Below are 20,391 nucleotides of genomic sequence, written 5' to 3'. Positions count from 1 at the left end.
TCACTTCGAGGTCGTGCGCTTCCCCATCTCGGCCCGCACCTTCTTCAGATCGTCGACGAAGGCCGCATAGGCCTCGGCGCGGTCCGGCGCGCGCAGCACCGCCGAGGGGTGCACGGTCGCGATCGCCCGGTAGTCGGGCCGCGAAACAACCTCGCCGCGTTGCTGACTCACCTTGAACGCCGGATCGATCACCGCCTGCGCGGCGACCGCACCAAGACACACCACCAGTCGCGGGCGGATGAGCGCCAGTTCGGCGTTGATCCAGGCCGAGCAGGCGACGATCTCGGTACGGCCGGGCGTTTTGTGGATCCGCCGCTTGCCCCGCTCGACGAACTTGAAGTGCTTGACGGCGTTGGTGAGATAAACGGTGTCCCGGTCGATGCCTGCCTCGTCGAGCGCTTTGTCGAGCAGGTGTCCGGCGGGGCCGACGAACGGGTGTCCCTGCCGATCCTCTTGATCGCCGGGCTGCTCGCCGACCACCACCACCGACGCGTCCGGGGGACCCTCGCCGAAGACGATCTGCGTCGCGTTCCGGTAGAGGTCACACCCTCGGCATCGGCAGGACGCTTCTTGCAGGGTCGACAGGTCCGCGGTGTCGGGAACGAACTCGGCGGCACCCGGGGCCTTCATCACGCCTCCTGAGACTCGCGCGAATAGGGCGGATACGCCTCGGCGCGCAGCAGTCCGGCCAGATGCGCGGCATTGCGGGCGACCGCGGCGGTCGTGCTTTCGACGGACTCCGGGACCTGGTACAGGTCCTTGTAATCGACCGTGCCCATCGCCTGCCCGTTCCAATAGGTGCCGCCCTGCGCGGGAATGGTGAACCCGATGTCGTTCAGCGCCTGGAACAGATCCGCGATGATCTTGTGCGCCCCGTCCTCGTTGCCGACCACGGCGGCGATGCCGATCTTGCCGACCATGCTCGGCCTGCCCGCGTCGTCGGTCTCCGACAGCTCCGCGTCCAGCCGCTCCAGCACGCGCTGCGCCACCGAGGACATGTGCCCGACCCAGGTCGGCGTCGCCATCAGCACGATGTCGGCGGCGGCGATCATCTCGCGCAACGTCGGCCACGCGTCGCCGTCGCCCTCGTCGGCGGTCACGCCCGGCCGCACGTCGTAGTCGACCACCCGCACTACGCGGCCGCCCACCCCGTGTCGCTCCAGCTCGTCCATCACCTGCCCGGCCAGCAGCTCCGTACTCGACGATTCGGGTGATTTCTTCAAACTGCACACCAGCGCTACGGCCGTCAACGCGGTCATCGGGTCGACCTCCTTCGGTTGGGGGACTGGTGTCGACGTACCCGTTTCGGTTGCGCTCACTCCATCGGCCGCCGAAGGCCCTCCCACCTGGTGTACCGGAGGCGATAGGTCGGTATAGTCGCCGCGGATGAGTAGTGTCGCCACCCACGTTGAGCCGGAAGCCAAGAATCGTCGACTCGGCGTCGCGATGTGGCTGGCACCGGTGCTCTGTATCGCGTTCTCCGCGTTCTGTCTGCTGCTGCCGACCTGGCCGTTCGACAAGATCACCGGCGGGTTCATCGACCTGCAGGTCTATCGCCTCGGGGTGGACGCGCTACGGCACGGCAACGACATGTACGGACAGCTGCCGCAGACCACCATCGGCGCCGGACTGCCGTTCATCTATCCGCCGTTCGCCGCGCTGGCACTGAGCCCGTTCGCGCTGCTGCCGTGGACCGCGGCCGCGTTCACCTTCTTCGTCTCCTCGGTGGCCGCGCTGGGGCTGACCCTGTACCTGGTCGCGCGGCGGGTGTGGCCCGGCGAAGACCAGCGCAAGCTGGTGCTGATGGTGACCGGGTGCGCGACGCCGCTGGCCCTGCTGCTGGAGCCGGTGCATTCGACGCTGGGCTTCGGCCAGGTGAATCTGCTGCTGATGGCGTTGGTCGCGGCCGACTGCCTCGCGATCAAACCGCGCTGGCGGCGCGGCATGCTGATCGGCATCGCCGCGGCCATCAAGCTGACCCCGGCGGCGTTCGTGCTGTATTTCCTGGTGCGCAAGGACTACAAGTCGGCGGCGACGGCCGCGGCGACCGGCGCGGCCGCGACGCTGATCGGCTTCGCCGTGCTGCCGCGCGACTCGGTGAAGTACTGGTTCGGCGGTATGGGCAATGTGTCCGGGTTGAGCGGGTCGGCATTCCATACCAATCAGTCGATTCAAGCGGTGCTGGCCCGATTGCAGGTGCCCGAGCCCGCGTTCACCGCGCTGTGGCTGATCCTCGGCGCCGCGCTGCTGGTGCTCGTGGTCGCGGCCATGCGGCGCGCGGTCGATTTCCCGCCGCTCGCGCTGGCCATCAACGCGGTGTTCACCCTGCTGCTCTCGCCGATCTCCTGGTCGCACCACTGGGTGTGGATCGCCCCGGCATTGCTGGCCAGCATCGGTTACGCCACCCGGCTGCCACGTCGCCAGGCGATCGGCTGGTCGGTGACCATCGCCGTCATCACCGCGGTTTTCGTGTACGGGCCGCAGAACTGGTTGCCCGACGGCGAACATCGTGAAACGCAATGGACGCCATGGCAACACATCATCGGCAACACCTATGTGTGGTTCAGCGTGCTGCTCGTCGCGCTGTATTTCGTCTCGGGTCGCCGGGCCGCGCGGGCGCCTGAGCCGGCCCCCGCACTGGTGCCCCAACACTGAATTCCGACTGTCGCAAAGTCCCCGTCCGGCGCCTTCAGCCGGACTTTGCGGCAGGCCCCAATGTTTGCTGCCGAGATCCCCGGGTAGGGCCGTCAGTGACGGCAACCCAGCCGTCGCCGACAAAGTACTCGAGGCAAGGAGGGATTGCATGGCAGCCCAACGTGGTTTCGCCGCCATGGATCCGGAGCAGCAGCGCAAGATCGCCAGCCAGGGTGGCAAGGCGAGTAGCGGCAGCTTCGACAACGACCCCAAGCGCGCCAGCGAGGCGGGCAAGAAGGGTGCGGCGGCCCAACCGGTCGCGGCCAAACGTCTCGGCGGCGAACGCAGCCACCTGAACCGATAGCACGACAACAGCCGATGGGCGAGGCGACTGCCTCGCCCATCGGCCGTCCCCAGCCGAGGAATCTCCGATGCGCCTACGCCGCAGCACTGTGTACGGGCCCGGCCTGACCCGAGTCGGGCGCGGCCGTGGTTTCTCCTATGCCACGACCGACGGCGAAGCGGTGACCGACGCGGAAACCCTCGACCGCATCAAAGCCCTGGTCATCCCGCCCGCGTGGCGCAAGGTGTGGATCTGCCCGCACGCCAACGGTCACGTCCAGGCGGTGGGCATCGACGCGGCCGGTCGGCGGCAGTATCTGTACCACGAGCAGTGGCGCAGGGAGCGCGACGAGGAGAAGTTCGATCGGGTGCTCGAACTCGCCGCCCGGCTGCCCGAGGTGCGGCGGCAGGTCAGGGCGGATCTGGGGGAGCGGGGGCTGAGCAAGCATCGCGCCGAGGCGGTGGCGATCGATCTGCTGGACCGCGGCGTGTTCCGAGTGGGTGGCGAGGAGTACGCGGAGGAGAACGGGACCCGCGGGGTGGCCACGCTGCTGCGCGAGCAGGTGCGGCTCTCCGGTGCCGAGATGCTGTTCGACTACCCGGCCAAGGGTGGTATCCGGCGGCGGGTGCGGATCAGGGAACCGTTGGTGGCCAACGCCATTCGGGCCATGCGGCGTTGTCCGGCCGAGTCGTCTCGGTTGCTCGTCTATCGGAACGGGACCGGTTATCGCGAACTGCACGCCGACGACGTCAATCTGCGGTTCAAGGAACTCGCCTGCTGCGAATGCAGCGCCAAGGACTTACGCACCTGGCAGGCAACGGTATTGGCGGCCGCGGACTTCGCGTCGGCCGAGCGGCCCGAGTCCAAACGTGGTCGTAGAGCGGTGGAGAAGAAGGTGATGGAGGACGTCGCGGCGGCCCTGGGGAACACGCCGACGGTCGCGCGTAACTCCTACGTCGACCCGCGGGTGGTGACCGCCTGGGAGAACGGATCGACCATTGCCGCGGCGTTGCGTCGTGCGCGGCGCGCCGATTCCGACGACGAGCGGCGGGAGTTGGTCGATCGGGCGGTGATTCGGCTGTTGCGCAAGGCGAAGTGATTCCGTCGTTCGGTGCGACGCAAGTGTCGTGCAAGGGCGGCGCAATCGACGCGCGGCACCGTCGGATCCATGGACGAGACATACGACGTGGTGATCGCGGGCGCCGGGCCCGTGGGATTGATGCTGGCCTGCGAACTTCGGCTCGCGGGGGTGGATGTGCTGGTGGTCGAGCGGCTCGACGAGATCGATCCGACGATGAAGGCGGGTGGGATCAATGTTCCTACCGCACAGGCGCTCTACCGGCGTGGGTTGCTGCCGGAAATCGTCGCCGAAAGCGCGCGGATGCGCGACCAGATGGCGAGATTTCTGACGGCAGGCGATGGGCCGGCCGATGAGCCGATAACGCCGCCGTTTCTCGGGCATTTCGCGGGCATCATGATCGGGGCCGACCTTGTCGACTTCGATCATTCCTCGTTCGCGGATCTCGGCCCGGCCGCCGAGGTCTACCTGGTGCCGCAGCAGAGCATCGAGGCACTCCTCGGGCGACGTGCTGCCGAGTTGGGTGCCATCGTGCGGCGCGGTGTCGAGCTCACCGATTTCGACGACGACGGCGGTGGGGTCACGGTTCGGCTCGGCGCCAACACTGTCCGCGCCGGCTGGCTGGTCGGTTGTGATGGTGGGCGCAGCACGGTGCGCAAGCTGGCGGGCTTCGACTTTCCCGGCCTCGACCCGGAGCTGACCGGGCATCAGGCCATCGTCGAGATGACCGGGGCCGAAGCGCTGAATCCGGGTTGGACAACGACCGACACCGGGATCTATGTGCACGGCCCGGTACCGGGCCGGATCCTCACCGTGGAGCTCGACGGTCCACCCGCCGACCGCAACGCGCCGATCACCGCGGCGGAGTTGCAGGCGAGTCTGCGCAACGTGTCCGGTGTTCCGGTGGAGATCACCGCCGTGCACTCGGCCACCCGGTTCACCGACAACACCCGTCAGGTCACCGAATACCGCAAGGGCCGGGTGCTGCTGGCAGGCGATGCGGCACACGTGCATTCACCGTTCGGCGGGCAGGGACTCAACCTCGGCATCGGCGACGCGGTGAACCTCGGCTGGAAGCTGGCCGCGGTGGTGCGCGGCTGGGCGCGGCCGGACCTGCTCGACACCTACACCACCGAACGGCATCCGATCGGGGCGTGGGTGCTCGACTGGACCCGGGCTCAGGTGGCGCTGATGCGCACCGACCTGCGCAGCAGGAAACTGCGGGAGGTGATGACCGAACTGCTGGCGACCCGCGACGCGGCGACTGTCATCTTCAAGAAGATCTCCGGCGTGCTGCACCGCTACGACCTCGGTGGCGGGCACGAGCGCGTCGGTGCGGCGGTACCGGACTTCGAGTTGTCGGACGGGACCCGGCTCGGCACGCACTTCGCCGATGGTGCCGCGGTTCTGTTCGATCTGGCTGATTCCGCGGAACTGCGTGCGGCGGTGGCACCTTGGGCGCCGCGGGTGCGAGTGGCCACGGCGAAGGCGGTTGAGCCGGGGGAGTTGACCGGGATGCTGGTTCGTCCCGATGGATTTGTGGCATGGGCGGCCGATGGCGGGAGTCTGGATGGGCTCGAGGCGGCGCTGGCTCGGTGGTTCGGCGCAGGGGGGTAGTACCGGAGGTGGCATCGTCGCAGAGGCCGGAACCCCATGCCCCAGAAGGGGTTCCGGCCCCATCGACTACTTTGCTTCGTTGAGTTTCTCCACGCTAGCAGCACTTCGAGTCGGCCGACAGTCCCGACGTGTGTTCAGAATTCGGCAGGCGCTTTGCGTTCATGCCAGCTCCAGATGGGGGCCGATATGGATGGCGCGGTACACCTCGTTGCGGAGCGCGTTGGCCTCCTCGTCGGTGAGCGTGCGCGCCAGGGGCCGGAGGGTCAGCCGCACAACGGCGTTCGTCTGCCCGGGCACGATGCCGAGTCTGTCCCCGGCCTTTTCGGAGAGCTCGGCCCATGGTGTCCGGGCGGTGACGAGCACCGACTCGATGTCGTCGACCCGATCGTGCAGCACCTTTCGCACGGTGTCGCCGAGGGTTTCGTCGTCGGTGTCGTCGGCGATCACCACCGACAGGTCGCGGCGGATCGGTGGCAGCGCGGAGACCGGCCGCCACGGGGACAAATCTTGCAGCTGGTCGGCGATGCGCGGGTGCTCGGATCGAAGGTAGCGGATATCGGGTATTCCCTTGCACAGCATGAGGGCTCGGTCCAAACCGAGGCCGAGCGCGGTGCCGGACCAGCGGGCGGGATCGAGCCCCGCGCCGGCCAGCACATGGTCGGCGATGAGCCCGCATTCGGCGAGTTCCAGCCACTCCGTGCCGAGGCGCACGTCCACCTGTCTGCCGAGGGCGGTGTACGGGTGCCGGGCCGGCGTGGTGCGCCACTCGGCACCCGGTAGCACCGCCTCCACCAGGTGCGCGACCATCTCGCGCACGTGGTGATCGCCGGTGTCCGGGCTCGATCGGAGCCGCCACAGATCGACCTGATGGGGTTCACCCACATGGATTCGGTCGACGACGTCCCTGCGATAGACCACGCCGGGCACCACGATGAGGTCGTCGACGTCACCCGACACCTCGGCGTAGCGCCGCAATGTCGCGGGGATGTCGGCGGTGGTGTGACTCCGCAGCATGGTGGTCGGGCTGACGTATCGGGTGTAGCGCGCGTCGCGGGTGACGTCGGCCGGGTCGTAGCCGAGCTTGTCGTAGTTGTCGACGACGGCGACGAGCGGCGAGTTGCGCACGACGCGGACCCTCGACGCCCACGCATCGGCCAGCGCGTGCACCAGCGCGTCCAGCAGCGCCTGCATGGCGTGCGGTCCCTGCGTGACATCGCTGAGGTCGCGCACGGTCAGCGCGCGCGACAGATCGAGTGGAGTGAGATAGGCAGGCATGAGTAATTCCTTTGGTAGCCAGTCGGATTCGGTGAAACCCCCGAACCGGCGACGGCCACAGGAACTACGTGCGCGAACGCACGCGGCAGACCCCGTGGCCGACTGACGGCCCGGGGCGCAGAAATCGCCTGCACGCGTTCATGGATTCAGCTTAAGGGACTGCCCGGTCACTCGGAAGCTGTCGACAAGCGCTGGGCGACATCGGGCAGCCGCCCGACCATCGCGATGGTGAAATCGGCGAGCAGGTCGATCAGGCCCGCGCGGTCGACATCCAGGCCGCCGTCGAGCCAGACCAGGACGAGTTCGGCGGCGCCGCCGGTGATCAGCTGGGAGGTCGCGGTGACGGCGGTGTCGTGGCCTGCGGGGAGGTCGAGCACGAGGCGGGTCTGTTCGATGATGACGTCGGCGACGCGGCGCATGCCGTCGAAGCGGCTGCGCATCAAGACCTCGTTTCCGTAGGCCTGGGCGAAGACGACCTGGGCCCGGCGTGGGTCGTCGGTGAGTTCGATGATGAGGGCGGCGACGCCGGCGCGGATCTTGTCCGCAGGCGACCCCTTGGTGGTGGCGACGGCGGCGCGGGCGGTGTCGAGAGCGGCGTCCTGGATTTCCAGGAGTAGTTCGGCGGCGACGGCGTCCAGATCGGGGAACGCCTCGTAGAAGAAGCGGGGTCCGACCCGGGCCTGTTCGCAGAGGCCACGCACGGTCAGTGCGGACAGGCCCTGGGTGCCGACGATGTCGAGAGCGGTGTCGAGTAGCCGCCTGCGCCGATCCTCCCGGCGCTCGGCGGTGGAGGTGCCACGGTAGGTGCCGCTGAATACTCGGGTCACCGACGAAGCCTTGCACAAGATAAGTCGGGAAACAACTGTGTACGGAAACGTGTGTTTCCGATATGGTCGAGGAGTCGCAGCGTCGCGAAGGGACGGCCGTCATGAGTCTTCTGATTTCTCCTAAGGTCACCGAGGTGCAAGGGGATGTCCGCCGCCTGCGGGCGCGCGTTGCGAAACACGCGCAGACGTGGGGCGCGCGCGTCGCCGGTCGGTACCCGTCGGTCGAGCGGCCGCTGGCCGAACCGCCACCGGGGAGCGGATTGCGCCCGATGCCAGGCGATTTCGGCGCTCCGGGGATCGGGTACACGCTGCACGCGCTGAGCGACCCGATCGGGTTGACGCGCAAGCGATTTCAGCAGTACGGACCGGTGAACTGGATGGGCGTGCTCGGCCGCGAGATGGTCGGTGTGAGCAGTCCGGCCGCCATCGAGGCGGTGCTGATGGATCGGAACAAGGTCTTCTCGGCGCAACGTGGCTGGGAGTTCTTGATCGGCCCGTTCTTTCGGGGTGGTCTGCTGCTGCGGGACTTCGACGAGCATCTGTTCCACCGCCGGATCATGCAGCAGGCGTTCACCCGGCCCCGGCTGGTCGGTTACCTGGACCTGACCACTCCACGCATCACCCGCGGCGTCGCCGAGTGGCGGCCGGGCCCGCACTTCCCGGTCTTCGACGCGATCAAGCAGATCCTGCTCGCGCAAGCTACCGAGGTCTTCGCCGGTGCCGAGCTCGGCCCCGAAAGTGTGGTGCTGGAACGGGCTTTCGAGGACGCCGTACACGGCGCGACCGCGCTCATCCGCACCAATGTGCCCGGCGGGGTGTGGTCGCGCGGGGTGCGCGGACGGCGCATCCTCGGCGAGTACTTCCGGCGCGAGCTACCCGCCAAGCGGGCGGGCGAGGGGAACGACCTGTTCAGCGTGCTGTGTCACGCCGAGACCGAGGAGGGTCACGCGTTCTCGGACGAGGAGGTGATCGAGCACATGATCTTCGTGATGATGGCCGCGCACGACACCAGTACGATCGCCGCGTCCATGCTCGCCTACGAACTCGCCCGCCACCCGCAGTGGCAGGAGCGGTTGCGCGAGGAGTCCAGGGCGCTCGGCAAGCCCGCCCTCGACTACGGCGATCTCGACCGGCTACCCGGCCTGGACCTGGCGTTCAAGGAAACGCTGCGCATGTATTCGCCGGTGGCGCAGCAGATTCGCGAAACCATCGCCGACACCGACATTCTCGGCTACTACGTGCCGAAGAGCACGCTCGTCATGGTCGGCGCCTACCCGATGATGCGCACCGACGACTACTGGGCCGACCCCGACGTGTTCGACCCGGAGCGGTTCGCCGCCGACCGCCGCGAGGACAAATCGCACCGGCTGGCCTGGGCCCCGTTCGGCGGCGGCGCGCACAAATGCATCGGCCTGTACTTCGGCGGCATGACCGTCAAAGCCGTGCTGCACCAGATGTTGCTGCAATACCGCTGGTCGGTGCGTCCGGACTACCAGGTGCCGCTCGTCGCGGGCACCGGACCGATGCCCGCCGACGGTCTGCCCCTTCGGCTGGAACGGCTGCGGTGATGCGCGTCGACGCCGACCGCACCCGCTGCGAGGGGCACGGCATGTGTGAGGCGCTGGCGCCCAACCTGTTCCGCGTCGGCGACGACGGCATCGTCACCCCCCTTGCCGACACCATCGACGAAACCACCCACGACCTCGTCCAGCTGGTAATCGACAGCTGCCCGGTCGAAGCCTTGCGCCGCACCTGACCGCACGCCGCACCTTTTCCCGGGACCTGCACTGATTGCGGGCGGCCGAAGCAGGTGCGGATTTCAAGAAGGAAGGGTGCGGGTCTTCCGCGCGGAAACCGCTGGGCGTGCTGCGATCCCAGTGGGTGACATCGAAGCGTGATCAAGAGTTTGGAACCTCGGCGGCGAGGCATTACCTGTCCGAATACGACAGGCTCGGCGAGGAGGTCCAGGTGTCGTCTGGAGTACTGATCACGGTGATCGTTCTGGTGGTACTGGCGGCGGCGGTCATCGCCCTGGTGGCGTGGCCGATGGTGCGCAGGCAGCGGCTACGCAGCCGTTTCGGCCCGGAGTACGACCGGACGGTCGAGGAACACGACGACCGGCGTGCGGCCGAACGCGAACTGGCCGAACGCGAACGCAGGCACGCCGAGCTCGAACTGCGCGCGCTGACCCCGGAGCAGAAGCAGCTCTACACCGCGCAGTGGGTCGAGGTGCAGGAGCGGTTCATCGACGACCCGGTCGAGGCGTTGCAGTCCGCCGATCGGTTGCTGACCACGGTGATGGCCCAACGTGGTTATCCCACTGAGAATTTCGATCAGCAGGTTGCCGACCTGTCCGTGGAGCATGCGCAAGCGCTCGGCCACTACCGCACTGCGCACGAGATCGCCACCAGGGCCACCGGTTCCGAGGTGTCCACCGAGGACCGGCGCACCGCCATCGTGCACTACCGGGACCTGTTCCAGGACTTGCTGAATGGCGCCACCGACGACAACAAGCCCGAGCACGACAAGGCCAACAAGTCCGAGCACGACAAGAAAGCGCTGTCATGAGCACCGAATACGAACGCACCGCGCATTCCGACCGTTCCGCGACGCCGAGCGCGGATATCCCGATGAGCGAGCAGGAGGCACGGTCTTCGTCCTGGCAGGAAGGTCGCGAAAACGATTGGGCCGCAGGCGAGTCGGGTAGCCGTTCCGCCGAAGGCACGACGGATGCGACCGATGCCGGACATGCGAGCACGACAGCCGATGACGCCGAACGTGCGCGCACGACCGACGTGGACGTCGAACCGGAGCACGTGCGCACCACGGAATACGACGCGGACCAATCCCGCACGGCCGATTACGACGCTGCGACGACCGAGACGGGCACGGCAGACACCGACACTGCGCACCAGAGCGCGTCGGACTACGACACTGCGCACTCGCGCGTGGCGGATCGCGATGCCGACACCACACAGGCGGGTACGGCGGATTACGACACCGCGCACCAGAGCGCAGCGGATCACGACGCGCGAAGTGCCCCTGCGGCAACCGACGCCGATCAGGCCCCCGTGACAAGCGCCGCCGAAACCGCACAGCCGACCACCCCGGACGAGACGACCACCGCAGGAAATGCTGCTGGGCAGGGGATTTCACTCGACAACGTCGGCACCCCGCTCTTCGCCGACACCGACCTCGATCGCCTCCGCACCCAATGGCGCGAGGTGCAGGGCGCCTTCGTCGACAGCCCCCGCGACGCCGTCACCCAGGCGGACAAGATCGTCGCGGACATCATCTACCAGCTGACCACCGCCTACGCCGAACGCAAGCGCGTCCTCGAGGAACACTGCTCCGGCCTGCAAGACGGTGATACCGAGGAGTTGCGGCAGGCCTTGCGCGGCTATCGCGGCTTCTTCCGCAGGCTCCTGGTGATCGAGTCGTGATCTAACGGAAAGCGTTGCCCATGAATTGGTTTCGATTGCCGACCGACCGGATCGACCAGGTGACCGACTGGGTCGCCGAGCAGGTGAACGCGCGCGTGCCCGCGCCCGACCCGGCCGACCGGGATCCCGAGTTCATCATCGACACGGTGGGTCCGGGCTGGTGGTTCGCGCGGCTGTACTTCCGTGCGGAGGTCCGGGGCCTGAACCGGATTCCGGAGGACGGCCCGGTCCTGTTGGTCGGCAATCATTCCGGGGGCAACGTGTCGCCCGAGGTCTTGGTCGCCACCTTGGCGTTCGTGCGGCGGTTCGGTCCGCATCGCCCGTTCTTCCAGTTGGCGCACGACATGGTGATGGCCTATCCGGTCATCGGTACGTTGTTGCGCCGCTTCGGCACGGTAGGCGCGGACCCGAACAGCGCACGGCAGGTGTTGCGCGACGGCGCGGCGGTGCTCGTCTATCCCGGCGGTGACTGGGAGGTGCACCGGCCGACCTGGAAAGAAGACGAGATCGACTTCGCCGGCCGGACCGGCTTTCTCCGCTTGGCCTGGGAGGAGAAGGTGCCCATCGTGCCGATGGTCAACATCGGTGCTCAGCAGACCGCGCTGATGCTGTCGCGCGGGGATCGGCTGGCCAAGCTGCTGCGCCTGGATCGGATGTTGCGGCTGAAGGTATTTCCCATCTCGATCGCCCTCCCGTGGGGACTCAATATCGGTGACCTCGCCGGGCACATCCCGTTGCCGAGCAAGGTCACCGTCGAGTTCCTCGAGCCGATCGATCTGCACGCCGAACTGGGCCCGGAACTGGATGTCGACGCGGCCTACGAGCTCGTCACCGGCGTCATGCAGGACGCACTGTGCGAGCTCTCGGCCGAACGTAGGCTACCGATTGTCGGTTGATATCGGCTGGGCCGCAGCGCATTCAGCTCCCGCCCGGCACCGCCTGTGCGAGGAACATGTAGCTCTTCTCCTCGACCCGGCGCGCGATGCGCCACTGCCCGTCGACCCGCGCGAACGTGTCGAGGTACCAGAGCCCGCACAGCATGAGGCTGGGCGGACCGTCGCCGCCGGACAGCATCATCGGGTTGTGACACATGGTCCGCCCGGTGGCGGTGTCGCCGTCGAGGGTGATCGAGGAGTTGCTGATCAGGTGTTGAAAGGCGGGAAAATTCGGCAACATGGCGGCGAGGAACTTCTTGGTCGCCGCCACGTCGCCGGCCGGTCCGCCCATCGCGGTGTAGTCGATATGGGCGTCCTCGGTGAAGATGTCGTCGAGCAGGTCCCACTGTCCGGTGTCGACCGCGTGGGAATACCGGACCATCAGGTCCTGGATCTCCAGGCGGTCCGAAATCTCTGGTAGGGACAGCATGATGCCTCCGAATCGCGCCGACTTTCTTGGCGCTATGCCACCAGGCGCGAGTCCGGGAATCAAGAGCCGGAACTTCGAAGCCGTCTCGGTGGCGGAGGCGAGAAGGGTCAAGCCTTGTGCGGCAGGATGTTCAGTACGAGTACAAGCCCGGCCGCGATGCTGGCGCATGCGAGGACCGTGGTCACAGCAGACTGCGTGAGCGTAGCGATGCCGATCGAAAAGGCAAGGCACAGAGCGAATGCCAGTACCGCGGTCCCCGGCTCCACGCCGGCGATCCGGGCGGGTCGGTGATCCGTCGATGTCATACTTCTGTTAGTACCCAGCGCTGCCCGTTACGAAACCGTGACTGTTGATTCTGTGCTTCGATCGCTGCTCAGGTGGGGTTGCCGGCGCGGCGCCCCGGCGCGAAAAACGGACGAGACGGACATCACACGCGCAGCCGCGCGTTGACAGACTTAGGTATCGCTAACTTAAGCTCTCGTCCCGTGACCTCCGTCGACACCACCCGCACGGCCGCGTTGTCGCGCCGCATCCCGATGCTGATGCTCGGGTTTGCCGCGTTGCTGCTGTGCGTCGTGTTGAGCCTGGCGCTCGGTGCCCGCTCGGTGCCGATCGGCACCGTCGTGCAGGCTCTGCTCGGCGATGCGGAGGGCCGCGACGCCATGGTGGTCACCGGTATGCGATTGCCGCGCACCCTGGTGGGGCTGGCGGTGGGCGCCGCGCTCGGCCTCGCCGGCGCGCTCGTGCAAGGCATCACCCGCAACCCACTCGCCGCGCCGACCACCCTCGGCATCAACGCCGGCGCCGGGCTAGCCGTGGTGACCGCCATCTACGCGCTGCGATTGACCCGTCCCATCGAGTACCTGGGCTTCGCGTTCGCGGGCGCGGCGGCCGCCGCGCTGTTCACGCTGACGCTCGGGCGCCGGGCCGGCGACCTCGATCCCGTTCGGCTGGTCCTCGGCGGCACCGTTCTGCAACTGGTGCTCGTCTCGTGGACCTCCGCCGTGCTGCTGTTCAGCGAACGCACCCTGGACGAGGCGCGGTTCTGGCTGGCCGGATCGATCGCCGAACGCGACCTCGACGTGCTGGTGCCGATGCTGCCGACGCTGATTATCGGCGCGGTGATCGGCCTGGTGATCGCACCCGCGCTCAATACTCTCGCCCTCGGTGACGAAGCCGCGGCGGCGTTGGGCATGCCGGTGGGGCGCATCCGGCTGGCCGGGATGGTCGCGGTGGTGTTGCTCGCCGGCTCCGCGGTGGCCGTGGCGGGGCCGATCGCGTTCATCGGACTGGCCGCGCCGCACCTGGTTCGGCTGGTGCTCGGCGGCGACCACCGGGTGCTCGTGCCCGGCTGCCTGATCGCGGGCCCGCTGCTGCTCCTCGCCGCCGACATCCTCGGCAGGCTCGTCGCCCGGCCTTCGGAGCTGGAGGTCGGCATCGTCACCGCGTTCCTCGGTGCGCCGCTGCTCGCCGTGCTCGCTCGACGGGTTGGCCGATGATCGACACTCCACCGCCGCGCAACGGCGGAACACTAGTGCGCCCCAAGCGCTCCGCTGATCCGGTTGGTGCGGCGTCGCTGCGGCATGGTCGAACACCATGGCGTTCCGGCGCGAATGTCCTGGTGCGGCAGCGCAGGCGCGCGATCCTGATCGGCGCGGTGTGCGCGGTGGCGATCGCCGTGCTGTCGACCGTGGCGCTCAGCGTCGGCGAGGTCGAGATGTCGGCGGCGACGGCGTTGCGCGCCGTGTTCGGCTTCGGCGACCAGGGCGAGGTCTACGTCGTCCAGGAGTTCCGTGCGCCACGGCTGGCCGCCGCGCTGCTCGCGGGCGCGGGCCTGGCCACCGCGGGTGCCGTGCTTCAGCGGCTGTTCCGTAACCCGCTCGCCTCGCCGGACGTCATGGGTGTCACCGGTGGCGCGTCCTTCGGGTCGGTGCTCGTGCTCGCCCTCGGCGCGAGCCAGTCGTTCATCCCGCTCGGTGCGCTCGGCGGCGGGATGCTCGCCGCGCTGCTGCTCGGCATCCTGGGCTGGCGGTCCGGGTTGCCGGTAACGCGGCTGGTGCTGGTCGGGCTGGCGGTGCAGGCGGGATTGGCCGCGGCCGTGAATCTGATGGTGGTGCGTTTTCCGCTGGAGCTCGCCGGGTCTGCCGTGCAGTGGACCACCGGTTCGCTCTACGGACGCACCTGGCCGGAGATCCAGGCTGCCGCGGTGGCCTGCGTGCTGGTGCTGGCCCTGCTGTATCTGCAATACCGCACGCTGTCGGTGCTCGATCTCGGCGACGAGTCGGCGGGCACGCTCGGTGTCCGGGTGTCGCATTCCCGTTTGGCCTTGCTGGGCACCACCATCGCGCTCGCCGCGCTGGCCGCCGCCCTCACCGGCCCGATTGCTTTTGTGGCGCTGGCGGTTCCGCACCTCGTGCGGCGGCTCGCCGGTCCGCCCACCGCCGTCACGCTCGCCGTCACCGGTCTGGCCGGTGCGACGTTGCTGCTCGTCTGCGACTTGATCGTGCAGCATGCGTTGCCGATCGAGGGGTTGCCCGTCGGCGTGGTCACCGCGACCGTCGGCGCTCCCTGGTTGCTCATCCTGATGCTCCGTGAGAGCGCGCCCGTCTCCAGGAGGACCGCATGAGTGACACACCGGACGACGTGGCCGCCCGCAACGAATTGGCCGCGCAGGCAGTCGATCTGCGGTACGGCGACCGCGTCGTGATCGACGGGCTCGACCTGGTGCTGCCCGGCGACTCGGTCACCGCCATCGTCGGCCCGAACGCCTGCGGCAAGTCCACACTGCTGCGCGGACTCACCCGGCTGCTGCGCCCGACGGGCGGCACGGTCACCCTCGACGGCGCCGACATCCATCGAATGTCCGCCCGCGCGTTGGCCTTACGGATGGGCCTGTTGCCGCAGCAGCCGATCACGCCGGAGTCCATCACGGTCGAGGCGCTGGTGCGGCTCGGTCGCTATCCGCACCAGCGGTTGCTGCGGCCGTGGTCGGTCACCGACCAGTCGGCCGTCGAGGACGCGTTGCGGCGCACCGGCACCGCCGATCTGCGCGAACAACAGGTCGACCGGCTCTCCGGCGGCCAACGGCAGCGAGCCTGGATCGCGCTGGCACTGGCCCAGGACACCGACCTGCTGCTGCTCGACGAGCCGACCACCTTTCTCGACCTGCGCCACCAACTCGACGTGCTCGACCTCGTTGCCGACCTGCACGCCGAGGCCGGGCGCACCGTCGTCATGGTGCTGCACGATCTCGGCCAGGCCGCCCGCTACGCCGACCACCTCGTGGTGCTGCACGAGGGCCGCCTCGCCGCGGCCGGGCCACCCGCCGAGGTGCTGGACGCCGAACTCGTCCGCACCGTCTTCGGGGTCGATGCCCTGGTGATACCCGACCCGGAAACCGGGACCCCGCTGGTGGTTCCGCGCAGCAGGGCCGCCCGACTGTCCGCCGCCGCTCCCGTCTGAGCGGACTACCCCCAGCGTCGCCTCGCTCGAGCTGATGCACCACCCACTCCCAGAGATGAGGGACTGCTCATGTCCACCCGACTCCGCGGCCGCCGACTCGGCCGCATCGGCATCGCGACACTTGTTGCGGCGGTAGGCCTGTCCTGCCTCGCGGCCTGTGGCAACAACTCCGCCGATACGGATTCCGCTGCCTCCCCGGCCGATTCGGCCAGCTTCCCGCGCACCCTGGACACCCTGATGGGCCAGGTGACCATTCCGCGGGTGCCCAAGCGTGTGGTGGTGCTCGACACCGCCGAGCTGGACTCGGTCACCCTGCTCGGCATCAAGCCGGTGGGCGCCGTTGTCCCGCATACCAAGACGCGGGGCGGGTTCCCGGAATACTTGGCGGGCAAGGTCGATGGGGTGACCGACGTCGGCCCGCTGCTCGAGCCGAACCTCGAGCGGATCGCGTCGCTGAAGCCCGATCTGATCCTGTCCTCGAAGGTCCGCCACGACAAGATCTACGACAAGCTCAGCGGCATCGCGCCGACGGTGTTCACCGAAACCACCGGTGGCCCTTGGAAAGCCAACCTCGCGGTGCACGGCAAGGCGCTCGGCCTCGAGCAGCAGGCCGCCGACGCGTTGAAGGGTTACGAGGATCGGGCCCGCGCGCTCGGCGACGCCATCAAGGCCAAGAACAACGGCGTGCTGCCCACCGTCTCGGTGGTCCGCTTCCTGGCCGGCCCGACCCGGCTGTACCAGAGCAACTCCTTCAGCGGCGTGGTGCTGGCCGACATCGGCCTGCCGCGACCGGAGTCGCAGATCTCCACCGACCCGAAGAAGATCATGAAGGACGTCAGCCCCGAGCAGATCGATCAGGCCGACGCCGACCTGATCTTCGTCGCCACCATCGACGACCCGGGCAAGACCGAAAAGGGCGCCGTCACCACCAGCCCCGTCTGGCGTGACCTGCGCGCCGTCAAGAACGGCAAGGCCATCGACGTGCTGGACGAGACCTGGATGTCGGGCATCGGCGTGCAGGCCGCCGATCAGATGCTCACCGACGTCGCCAAGGCCACCGGCGTCCAGTAGCGCGCCACGCCCGAACGGGACATGACCAGCTCGGTCATGTCCCGTTCGGCGTATCCAGGTACCGGTCAGCTACCTGGGTGGGGCGCAGATTCGGCTGGTGCAAGTGGAGTACGGAAGTACTCGCGACCTGTTCGGCGCGGCGTCGAAGGATGAGGGGGCGCGGAAAACCGCGCGGTAGTTACCAAGAGCATGGAGTTCGCTCATGGCCGAAAGATTCACCCTTCCGCCTCCGGGATTTCTGCGCACCGAGATCATCGATCTCGGCCCCGTCATCGACCCGAAGTTTTCCGACGCGCGCGACTGGAGCGAACTGCTCCCGCCGGTGCAGACCACCCCGGTGTATTCCGAGGCGCGGGATCTGCGATCGACCGACGAAGCGGCGGCGGTCGCACCCGAGGTGGCGCTGAGCCAGGCGGGCGTCAACGACCTGCTCGACGGCAAGCGGTACGAGATCATCAGCGTCGGAACCCGATTCCTGGACCGGGACACCGAGTATCCGGTGGTCGTCATCTACAACTACTCCGACGATGTCGTCATCGAGGCGATCGTCGACGTGACCACCCGGTCGCTCATCGAGCTGCACGAGACGCTGACCCAGCCCGCCATGTCCGAGGTCGAGGAAGCTCGCGCCATCGAATTGGTGCGCCGGGACGGCCGGCTCGCCGAGCACGGAATCGACGTCGACACCGGTGCCGGACTGATCGTCGAGGACGTGAACTTTCACAGTTCGCGTTATCGGCATCGGCTCGTGGACCTGCGGTTCGGGCCCGCGGATCGGCGGGTGCCCACCGCCTTCGCGATCGTGGATCTCAGTGCGGAAGACGTGGCCGAGGTCGGTTTGATTCCTGGGGGTAGGTCATGAGTGAGCGCAGCGAACGAATCATGTGCCAGTGTGCGCTGCACATGCCGGAACCGAGCGCCAGCGAGGTGGAGGCATGAGTAGCTCAGGGACAGTTAGTTGGCCGCCCGAGGCTCCGGTCTGGCGGTTCTACTGGGAGGTCCTCGACGGCAAGAGCGAAGCCATCGCTTTCCGCGACGTCTTCTACAAAGGCATCAAGGTGCTGCACCGGGCCAGCCTGCCGATGATCCGCGTGCAATACGACGGCGGCGCGGGCGGACCGTACAAGGACCCACTCAGCAGCGGCAATATGCAACGGCCCGTAGCGGTCTACGAGGGCAGCGCTCCCGACCACCGTTTCCTGGTGGTGGAGAGCTATCACGTCATCGGTCGCTATCGCCTGCTGAACCGGTGGATCTTCCGCAGCGACGGCATCATCCTGCCGCAGCTCTACAGCGCCGGTCTGCAACATCCGGCCAACCATCGCCACCACACCTACTGGCGATTCGACTGGGACATCGACGGTGCCGCGAACAATCTCGCACTGCAACACGCATTGACGAGCCAGGATTGGGGTTACGGTCCCGGCTGGATCCCGCGGAAGAACGAGCTGTCCTCGATTCACATCGGCGACAATCGTTGGGCGGTCATCAAGAAGGGCACCGGCCGCGGGTTCCTCATCGACAAGGGACCGTTCGACGGTGCCAGCGACTGGTTCTCCCGGCTCGACGTCGCGATCACCGCCTACCACGGGCCGGAAGATCTCGGTGGTGCACTCGGCAACGCGAACGACGACGAGATCTGGCGGCACGTCAACGGTGAGAACACCGACGGTCAGGACATCGTCATGTGGTACGTCGCGCACCTCTATCACGAGGCGCACGACGGCGGCGATGAATGGCACGTCTGCGGGCCGATTCTGCGGCAGTTCGGTTACTGATCGGCGGGCTACGCGCCCCGGCTACCGGCCGGGGCGCGTATTCGCCTGTCCGCTTCCACCGAGTGTCAGACGGGCCGGCCGTCGCGTAGTCGCGTGACGGCGGTGACGATCGCCATCGATTGGATCGTGACCAGGCGGTGCACCGGGATCGAGCGCCCGGGGGCGTTGGTTTCGATGTCGGTGCACCACTTTTCGAAGATCGCGGTGAACCGAGCGCGTTCCGCGGCGCAGCCCTCGCGGTGCGGTTCGCTGTCGAGCAGGCGCAGCAGCATGCCGCCCGCACGCAGGCGGGCGACGCCGACCCACACGTACTCCTCGATGAAGACCTCGCCGCGGGTGGCGATGCGCGACTCGGTGGCGCAGCGTTTGGCAATGGCGTTGCCGCGCAGGGCACGCACCGTGTCGGTCAGTGCCCGCCCGAACGGCGACCGACCGGAGACCCGCTCGAGCACGCCGCTCACGATCTCGGCAATCTCCTCGTAAGCGGTTGCGGTGGAATGCAGCACGTTCGCCAGGGAGCGTCCGCTCGGAGCGTCGTCGGTGACCCGCGAGTCGACCCACATCGGCAACTCGCACACCAGCAGCGCGGTCCCGTGGGCCGCCGCATAATCACGAATGCCGCCGCCGTACATCATCGCCAGCGGCTCGACGCCCTCGGCGGCCAAGGTCTCGGCGATCCGCTGGAACGACGGCAGCTCGAACACCCCCGGAGCCCAGGTGCGCGCGCCGGGCACGTCGGGTGGCCCCTGGTAAATCGGCACACCCGCCGCGGTCAGCTGGTCGGTGAGCGCGGACCAGTAGTCGCGATCGCCGCCGGTGGCGTAGAAGAACCCGCCGCCGAAATCGGCGTTGTGCAGCGAAACGATCAGCGCGGGACGGGTCTGATCGATCAAGCCCATCAGCGCCAGCGTCTCCGGGAGCGGCGCACCGACCGCGGTGCCGAGCCAGCTGGTCGGAAAGCACCACTCCGGCTGCTCGGCCGCGGGTGGACGGTAGAAACCGCGCGCGACGCCGGATCTGGTGCGCGCACCGGCGAACCACCCTTCGTTCAGCCGGGTGCCGTCGGGATCGAGACACAGCAGGAAATGCCAGGTAGCGCCGAGGGTTTGCGCGTCATCCCCGGTCAGCCTGCCGAGCAGGTGGCGGATCGTCGCCATGCCGATCGGCTCGTTCGGATGCGGATTCCCGATGATCACCACTTGCGCTGCGCCCGCGCCGACCCGCACCGTCCGGATCGGATCGCCCGCACGCGATCTGCCGATCTCGGTGACCGTCACCCGATCCGGCAGCGCGCCGGCGAGTTTGTCGACGTATTCGTTCAATTCGTGCACCGTCGGAAACGTGTCGATCCGCTCGACCACGCCGACGATTTCGCTGACCTCGTCCACCGCCGAATAACCTCATCCTCCGCCCTCATCAATAGTGGCCGCGGTCGGCGTCGAATGGGTCAGTTTGCCGTCAGCGGAACGGGTTGCGCACAATTGCTATCCGTTCTTAA

General features: G+C 67.9%; 22 protein-coding genes. 15 read left to right on the top strand and 7 right to left on the bottom strand.

What is annotated here, in order from left to right; all coding sequences use genetic code 11:
• The gene (locus DMB37_RS05020; RefSeq protein WP_135231691.1) at positions 1-630 is read right to left on the bottom strand and encodes a UdgX family uracil-DNA binding protein; all 630 of its coding nucleotides are present in this window, start codon (positions 628-630) and stop codon (positions 1-3) included.
• Positions 630-1,259, bottom strand: a complete 630-nt coding sequence (locus DMB37_RS05015; protein ID WP_135231690.1) for a flavodoxin family protein — start codon at positions 1,257-1,259, stop codon at positions 630-632. The genes DMB37_RS05020 and DMB37_RS05015 overlap by 1 nt, the downstream gene beginning before the upstream one ends.
• 127 nt (positions 1,260-1,386) lie before the next feature.
• Here DMB37_RS05015 and DMB37_RS05010 point away from each other — a divergent pair, with 127 nt between their 5' ends.
• From DMB37_RS05010 to DMB37_RS04995, 4 genes are all read left to right on the top strand, one after another.
• Entirely contained in the window at positions 1,387-2,655 is a 1,269-nt protein-coding gene (locus DMB37_RS05010; RefSeq protein ID WP_135231689.1) for a glycosyltransferase 87 family protein, read from the top strand.
• Between the two features lie 148 nt (positions 2,656-2,803).
• Positions 2,804-2,998 carry a general stress protein gene (locus tag DMB37_RS05005; protein WP_107657574.1) on the top strand — a complete coding sequence of 65 codons (195 nt, stop codon included), beginning with the start codon at positions 2,804-2,806 and terminating at the stop codon, positions 2,996-2,998.
• Positions 2,999-3,065: 67 nt separating this feature from the next.
• Entirely contained in the window at positions 3,066-4,076 is a 1,011-nt protein-coding gene (locus tag DMB37_RS05000; protein ID WP_135231688.1) for a DNA topoisomerase IB, read from the top strand.
• A 69-nt stretch (positions 4,077-4,145) separates the two neighbouring features.
• Positions 4,146-5,672, top strand: a complete 1,527-nt coding sequence (locus tag DMB37_RS04995; protein ID WP_135231687.1) for an FAD-dependent monooxygenase — start codon at positions 4,146-4,148, stop codon at positions 5,670-5,672.
• A gap of 159 nt (positions 5,673-5,831) precedes the next feature.
• On the opposite strand, the gene DMB37_RS04990 is transcribed toward DMB37_RS04995, so the two are convergent.
• A complete protein-coding gene (locus tag DMB37_RS04990; RefSeq protein WP_135231686.1) occupies positions 5,832-6,947 on the bottom strand; it encodes a hypothetical protein in 1,116 nt (371 codons plus the stop codon).
• A 167-nt stretch (positions 6,948-7,114) separates the two neighbouring features.
• Positions 7,115-7,774 carry a TetR/AcrR family transcriptional regulator gene (locus DMB37_RS04985; RefSeq protein WP_135231685.1) on the bottom strand — a complete coding sequence of 220 codons (660 nt, stop codon included), beginning with the start codon at positions 7,772-7,774 and terminating at the stop codon, positions 7,115-7,117.
• A gap of 101 nt (positions 7,775-7,875) precedes the next feature.
• On the opposite strand from DMB37_RS04985, the gene DMB37_RS04980 reads away from it, so the two are divergent.
• From DMB37_RS04980 to DMB37_RS04960, 5 genes are all read left to right on the top strand, one after another.
• Positions 7,876-9,342 carry a cytochrome P450 gene (locus DMB37_RS04980; RefSeq protein ID WP_135231684.1) on the top strand — a complete coding sequence of 489 codons (1,467 nt, stop codon included), beginning with the start codon at positions 7,876-7,878 and terminating at the stop codon, positions 9,340-9,342.
• Entirely contained in the window at positions 9,342-9,530 is a 189-nt protein-coding gene (locus tag DMB37_RS04975; RefSeq protein ID WP_206055193.1) for a ferredoxin, read from the top strand. Before DMB37_RS04980 ends, DMB37_RS04975 begins: the two co-directional genes overlap by 1 nt.
• 212 nt (positions 9,531-9,742) lie before the next feature.
• Complete coding sequence (locus DMB37_RS04970; protein WP_167768748.1) at positions 9,743-10,342, top strand: hypothetical protein; 600 nt, start codon at positions 9,743-9,745, stop codon at positions 10,340-10,342.
• Positions 10,339-11,217, top strand: a complete 879-nt coding sequence (locus DMB37_RS04965) for a hypothetical protein (protein ID WP_135231682.1) — start codon at positions 10,339-10,341, stop codon at positions 11,215-11,217. The genes DMB37_RS04970 and DMB37_RS04965 overlap by 4 nt, the downstream gene beginning before the upstream one ends.
• 20 nt (positions 11,218-11,237) lie before the next feature.
• A complete protein-coding gene (locus tag DMB37_RS04960) occupies positions 11,238-12,113 on the top strand; it encodes a lysophospholipid acyltransferase family protein (protein WP_135231681.1) in 876 nt (291 codons plus the stop codon).
• 22 nt (positions 12,114-12,135) lie between these two features.
• Here DMB37_RS04960 and DMB37_RS04955 read toward each other — a convergent pair whose 3' ends face one another.
• Complete coding sequence (locus DMB37_RS04955; protein WP_135231680.1) at positions 12,136-12,582, bottom strand: nuclear transport factor 2 family protein; 447 nt, start codon at positions 12,580-12,582, stop codon at positions 12,136-12,138.
• Positions 12,583-12,689: 107 nt separating this feature from the next.
• Positions 12,690-12,887 (bottom strand): hypothetical protein, encoded by a 198-nt coding sequence (locus tag DMB37_RS04950; protein WP_107657566.1) that lies wholly within the window; start codon positions 12,885-12,887, stop codon positions 12,690-12,692.
• A gap of 180 nt (positions 12,888-13,067) precedes the next feature.
• Here DMB37_RS04950 and DMB37_RS04945 point away from each other — a divergent pair, with 180 nt between their 5' ends.
• From DMB37_RS04945 to DMB37_RS04920, 6 genes are all read left to right on the top strand, one after another.
• Positions 13,068-14,081 carry an iron ABC transporter permease gene (locus DMB37_RS04945; protein WP_240772251.1) on the top strand — a complete coding sequence of 338 codons (1,014 nt, stop codon included), beginning with the start codon at positions 13,068-13,070 and terminating at the stop codon, positions 14,079-14,081.
• The gene (locus DMB37_RS04940) at positions 14,078-15,208 is read left to right on the top strand and encodes an iron chelate uptake ABC transporter family permease subunit (protein ID WP_135231679.1); all 1,131 of its coding nucleotides are present in this window, start codon (positions 14,078-14,080) and stop codon (positions 15,206-15,208) included. The genes DMB37_RS04945 and DMB37_RS04940 overlap by 4 nt, the downstream gene beginning before the upstream one ends.
• On the top strand, positions 15,205-16,044 hold the full coding sequence (locus DMB37_RS04935; RefSeq protein ID WP_135231678.1) for an ABC transporter ATP-binding protein: 840 nt from the start codon (positions 15,205-15,207) through the stop codon (positions 16,042-16,044). Before DMB37_RS04940 ends, DMB37_RS04935 begins: the two co-directional genes overlap by 4 nt.
• Positions 16,045-16,113: 69 nt before the next feature.
• A complete protein-coding gene (locus DMB37_RS04930; RefSeq protein WP_135231677.1) occupies positions 16,114-17,115 on the top strand; it encodes an ABC transporter substrate-binding protein in 1,002 nt (333 codons plus the stop codon).
• Positions 17,116-17,317: 202 nt separating this feature from the next.
• On the top strand, positions 17,318-17,977 hold the full coding sequence (locus DMB37_RS04925; RefSeq protein WP_135231676.1) for a hypothetical protein: 660 nt from the start codon (positions 17,318-17,320) through the stop codon (positions 17,975-17,977).
• 73 nt (positions 17,978-18,050) lie between these two features.
• The gene (locus DMB37_RS04920) at positions 18,051-18,893 is read left to right on the top strand and encodes a hypothetical protein (protein ID WP_135231675.1); all 843 of its coding nucleotides are present in this window, start codon (positions 18,051-18,053) and stop codon (positions 18,891-18,893) included.
• A gap of 65 nt (positions 18,894-18,958) precedes the next feature.
• Here DMB37_RS04920 and DMB37_RS04915 read toward each other — a convergent pair whose 3' ends face one another.
• Complete coding sequence (locus DMB37_RS04915) at positions 18,959-20,281, bottom strand: M14 family zinc carboxypeptidase (RefSeq protein WP_135231674.1); 1,323 nt, start codon at positions 20,279-20,281, stop codon at positions 18,959-18,961.
• Positions 20,282-20,391: the final 110 nt, after the last annotated feature.

This window comes from Nocardia sp. CS682, from assembly GCF_004634405.1.
GTDB classification, from domain to species: Bacteria; Actinomycetota; Actinomycetes; order Mycobacteriales; family Mycobacteriaceae; genus Nocardia; species Nocardia ninae.
The sequence above is the reverse complement of the archived record's forward strand: the minus strand, read 5'-3'. Positions and strand labels throughout refer to the sequence as shown.

Bases quoted from the DNA above. Each gene is read 5' to 3' on its own strand.
- DMB37_RS05010 (WP_135231689.1), top strand. From the start codon at position 1,387: ATGAGTAGTGTCGCCACCCACGTTGAGCCGGAAGCCAAGAATCGTCGA.
- DMB37_RS04920 (WP_135231675.1), top strand. From the start codon at position 18,051: ATGAGTAGCTCAGGGACAGTTAGTTGGCCGCCCGAGGCTCCGGTCTGG.
- DMB37_RS04955 (WP_135231680.1), bottom strand. From the start codon at position 12,582: ATGCTGTCCCTACCAGAGATTTCGGACCGCCTGGAGATCCAGGACCTG.
- DMB37_RS04995 (WP_135231687.1), top strand. From the start codon at position 4,146: ATGGACGAGACATACGACGTGGTGATCGCGGGCGCCGGGCCCGTGGGA.
- DMB37_RS04960 (WP_135231681.1), top strand. From the start codon at position 11,238: ATGAATTGGTTTCGATTGCCGACCGACCGGATCGACCAGGTGACCGAC.
- DMB37_RS04930 (WP_135231677.1), top strand. From the start codon at position 16,114: ATGTCCACCCGACTCCGCGGCCGCCGACTCGGCCGCATCGGCATCGCG.
- DMB37_RS04950 (WP_107657566.1), bottom strand. From the start codon at position 12,887: ATGACATCGACGGATCACCGACCCGCCCGGATCGCCGGCGTGGAGCCG.
- DMB37_RS04965 (WP_135231682.1), top strand. From the start codon at position 10,339: ATGAGCACCGAATACGAACGCACCGCGCATTCCGACCGTTCCGCGACG.
- DMB37_RS04940 (WP_135231679.1), top strand. From the start codon at position 14,078: ATGATCGACACTCCACCGCCGCGCAACGGCGGAACACTAGTGCGCCCC.
- DMB37_RS04975 (WP_206055193.1), top strand. From the start codon at position 9,342: ATGCGCGTCGACGCCGACCGCACCCGCTGCGAGGGGCACGGCATGTGT.
- DMB37_RS05000 (WP_135231688.1), top strand. From the start codon at position 3,066: ATGCGCCTACGCCGCAGCACTGTGTACGGGCCCGGCCTGACCCGAGTC.
- DMB37_RS04990 (WP_135231686.1), bottom strand. From the start codon at position 6,947: ATGCCTGCCTATCTCACTCCACTCGATCTGTCGCGCGCGCTGACCGTG.
- DMB37_RS05005 (WP_107657574.1), top strand. From the start codon at position 2,804: ATGGCAGCCCAACGTGGTTTCGCCGCCATGGATCCGGAGCAGCAGCGC.
- DMB37_RS04925 (WP_135231676.1), top strand. From the start codon at position 17,318: ATGGCCGAAAGATTCACCCTTCCGCCTCCGGGATTTCTGCGCACCGAG.
- DMB37_RS04935 (WP_135231678.1), top strand. From the start codon at position 15,205: ATGAGTGACACACCGGACGACGTGGCCGCCCGCAACGAATTGGCCGCG.
- DMB37_RS05015 (WP_135231690.1), bottom strand. From the start codon at position 1,259: ATGACCGCGTTGACGGCCGTAGCGCTGGTGTGCAGTTTGAAGAAATCA.
- DMB37_RS04980 (WP_135231684.1), top strand. From the start codon at position 7,876: ATGAGTCTTCTGATTTCTCCTAAGGTCACCGAGGTGCAAGGGGATGTC.
- DMB37_RS05020 (WP_135231691.1), bottom strand. From the start codon at position 630: ATGAAGGCCCCGGGTGCCGCCGAGTTCGTTCCCGACACCGCGGACCTG.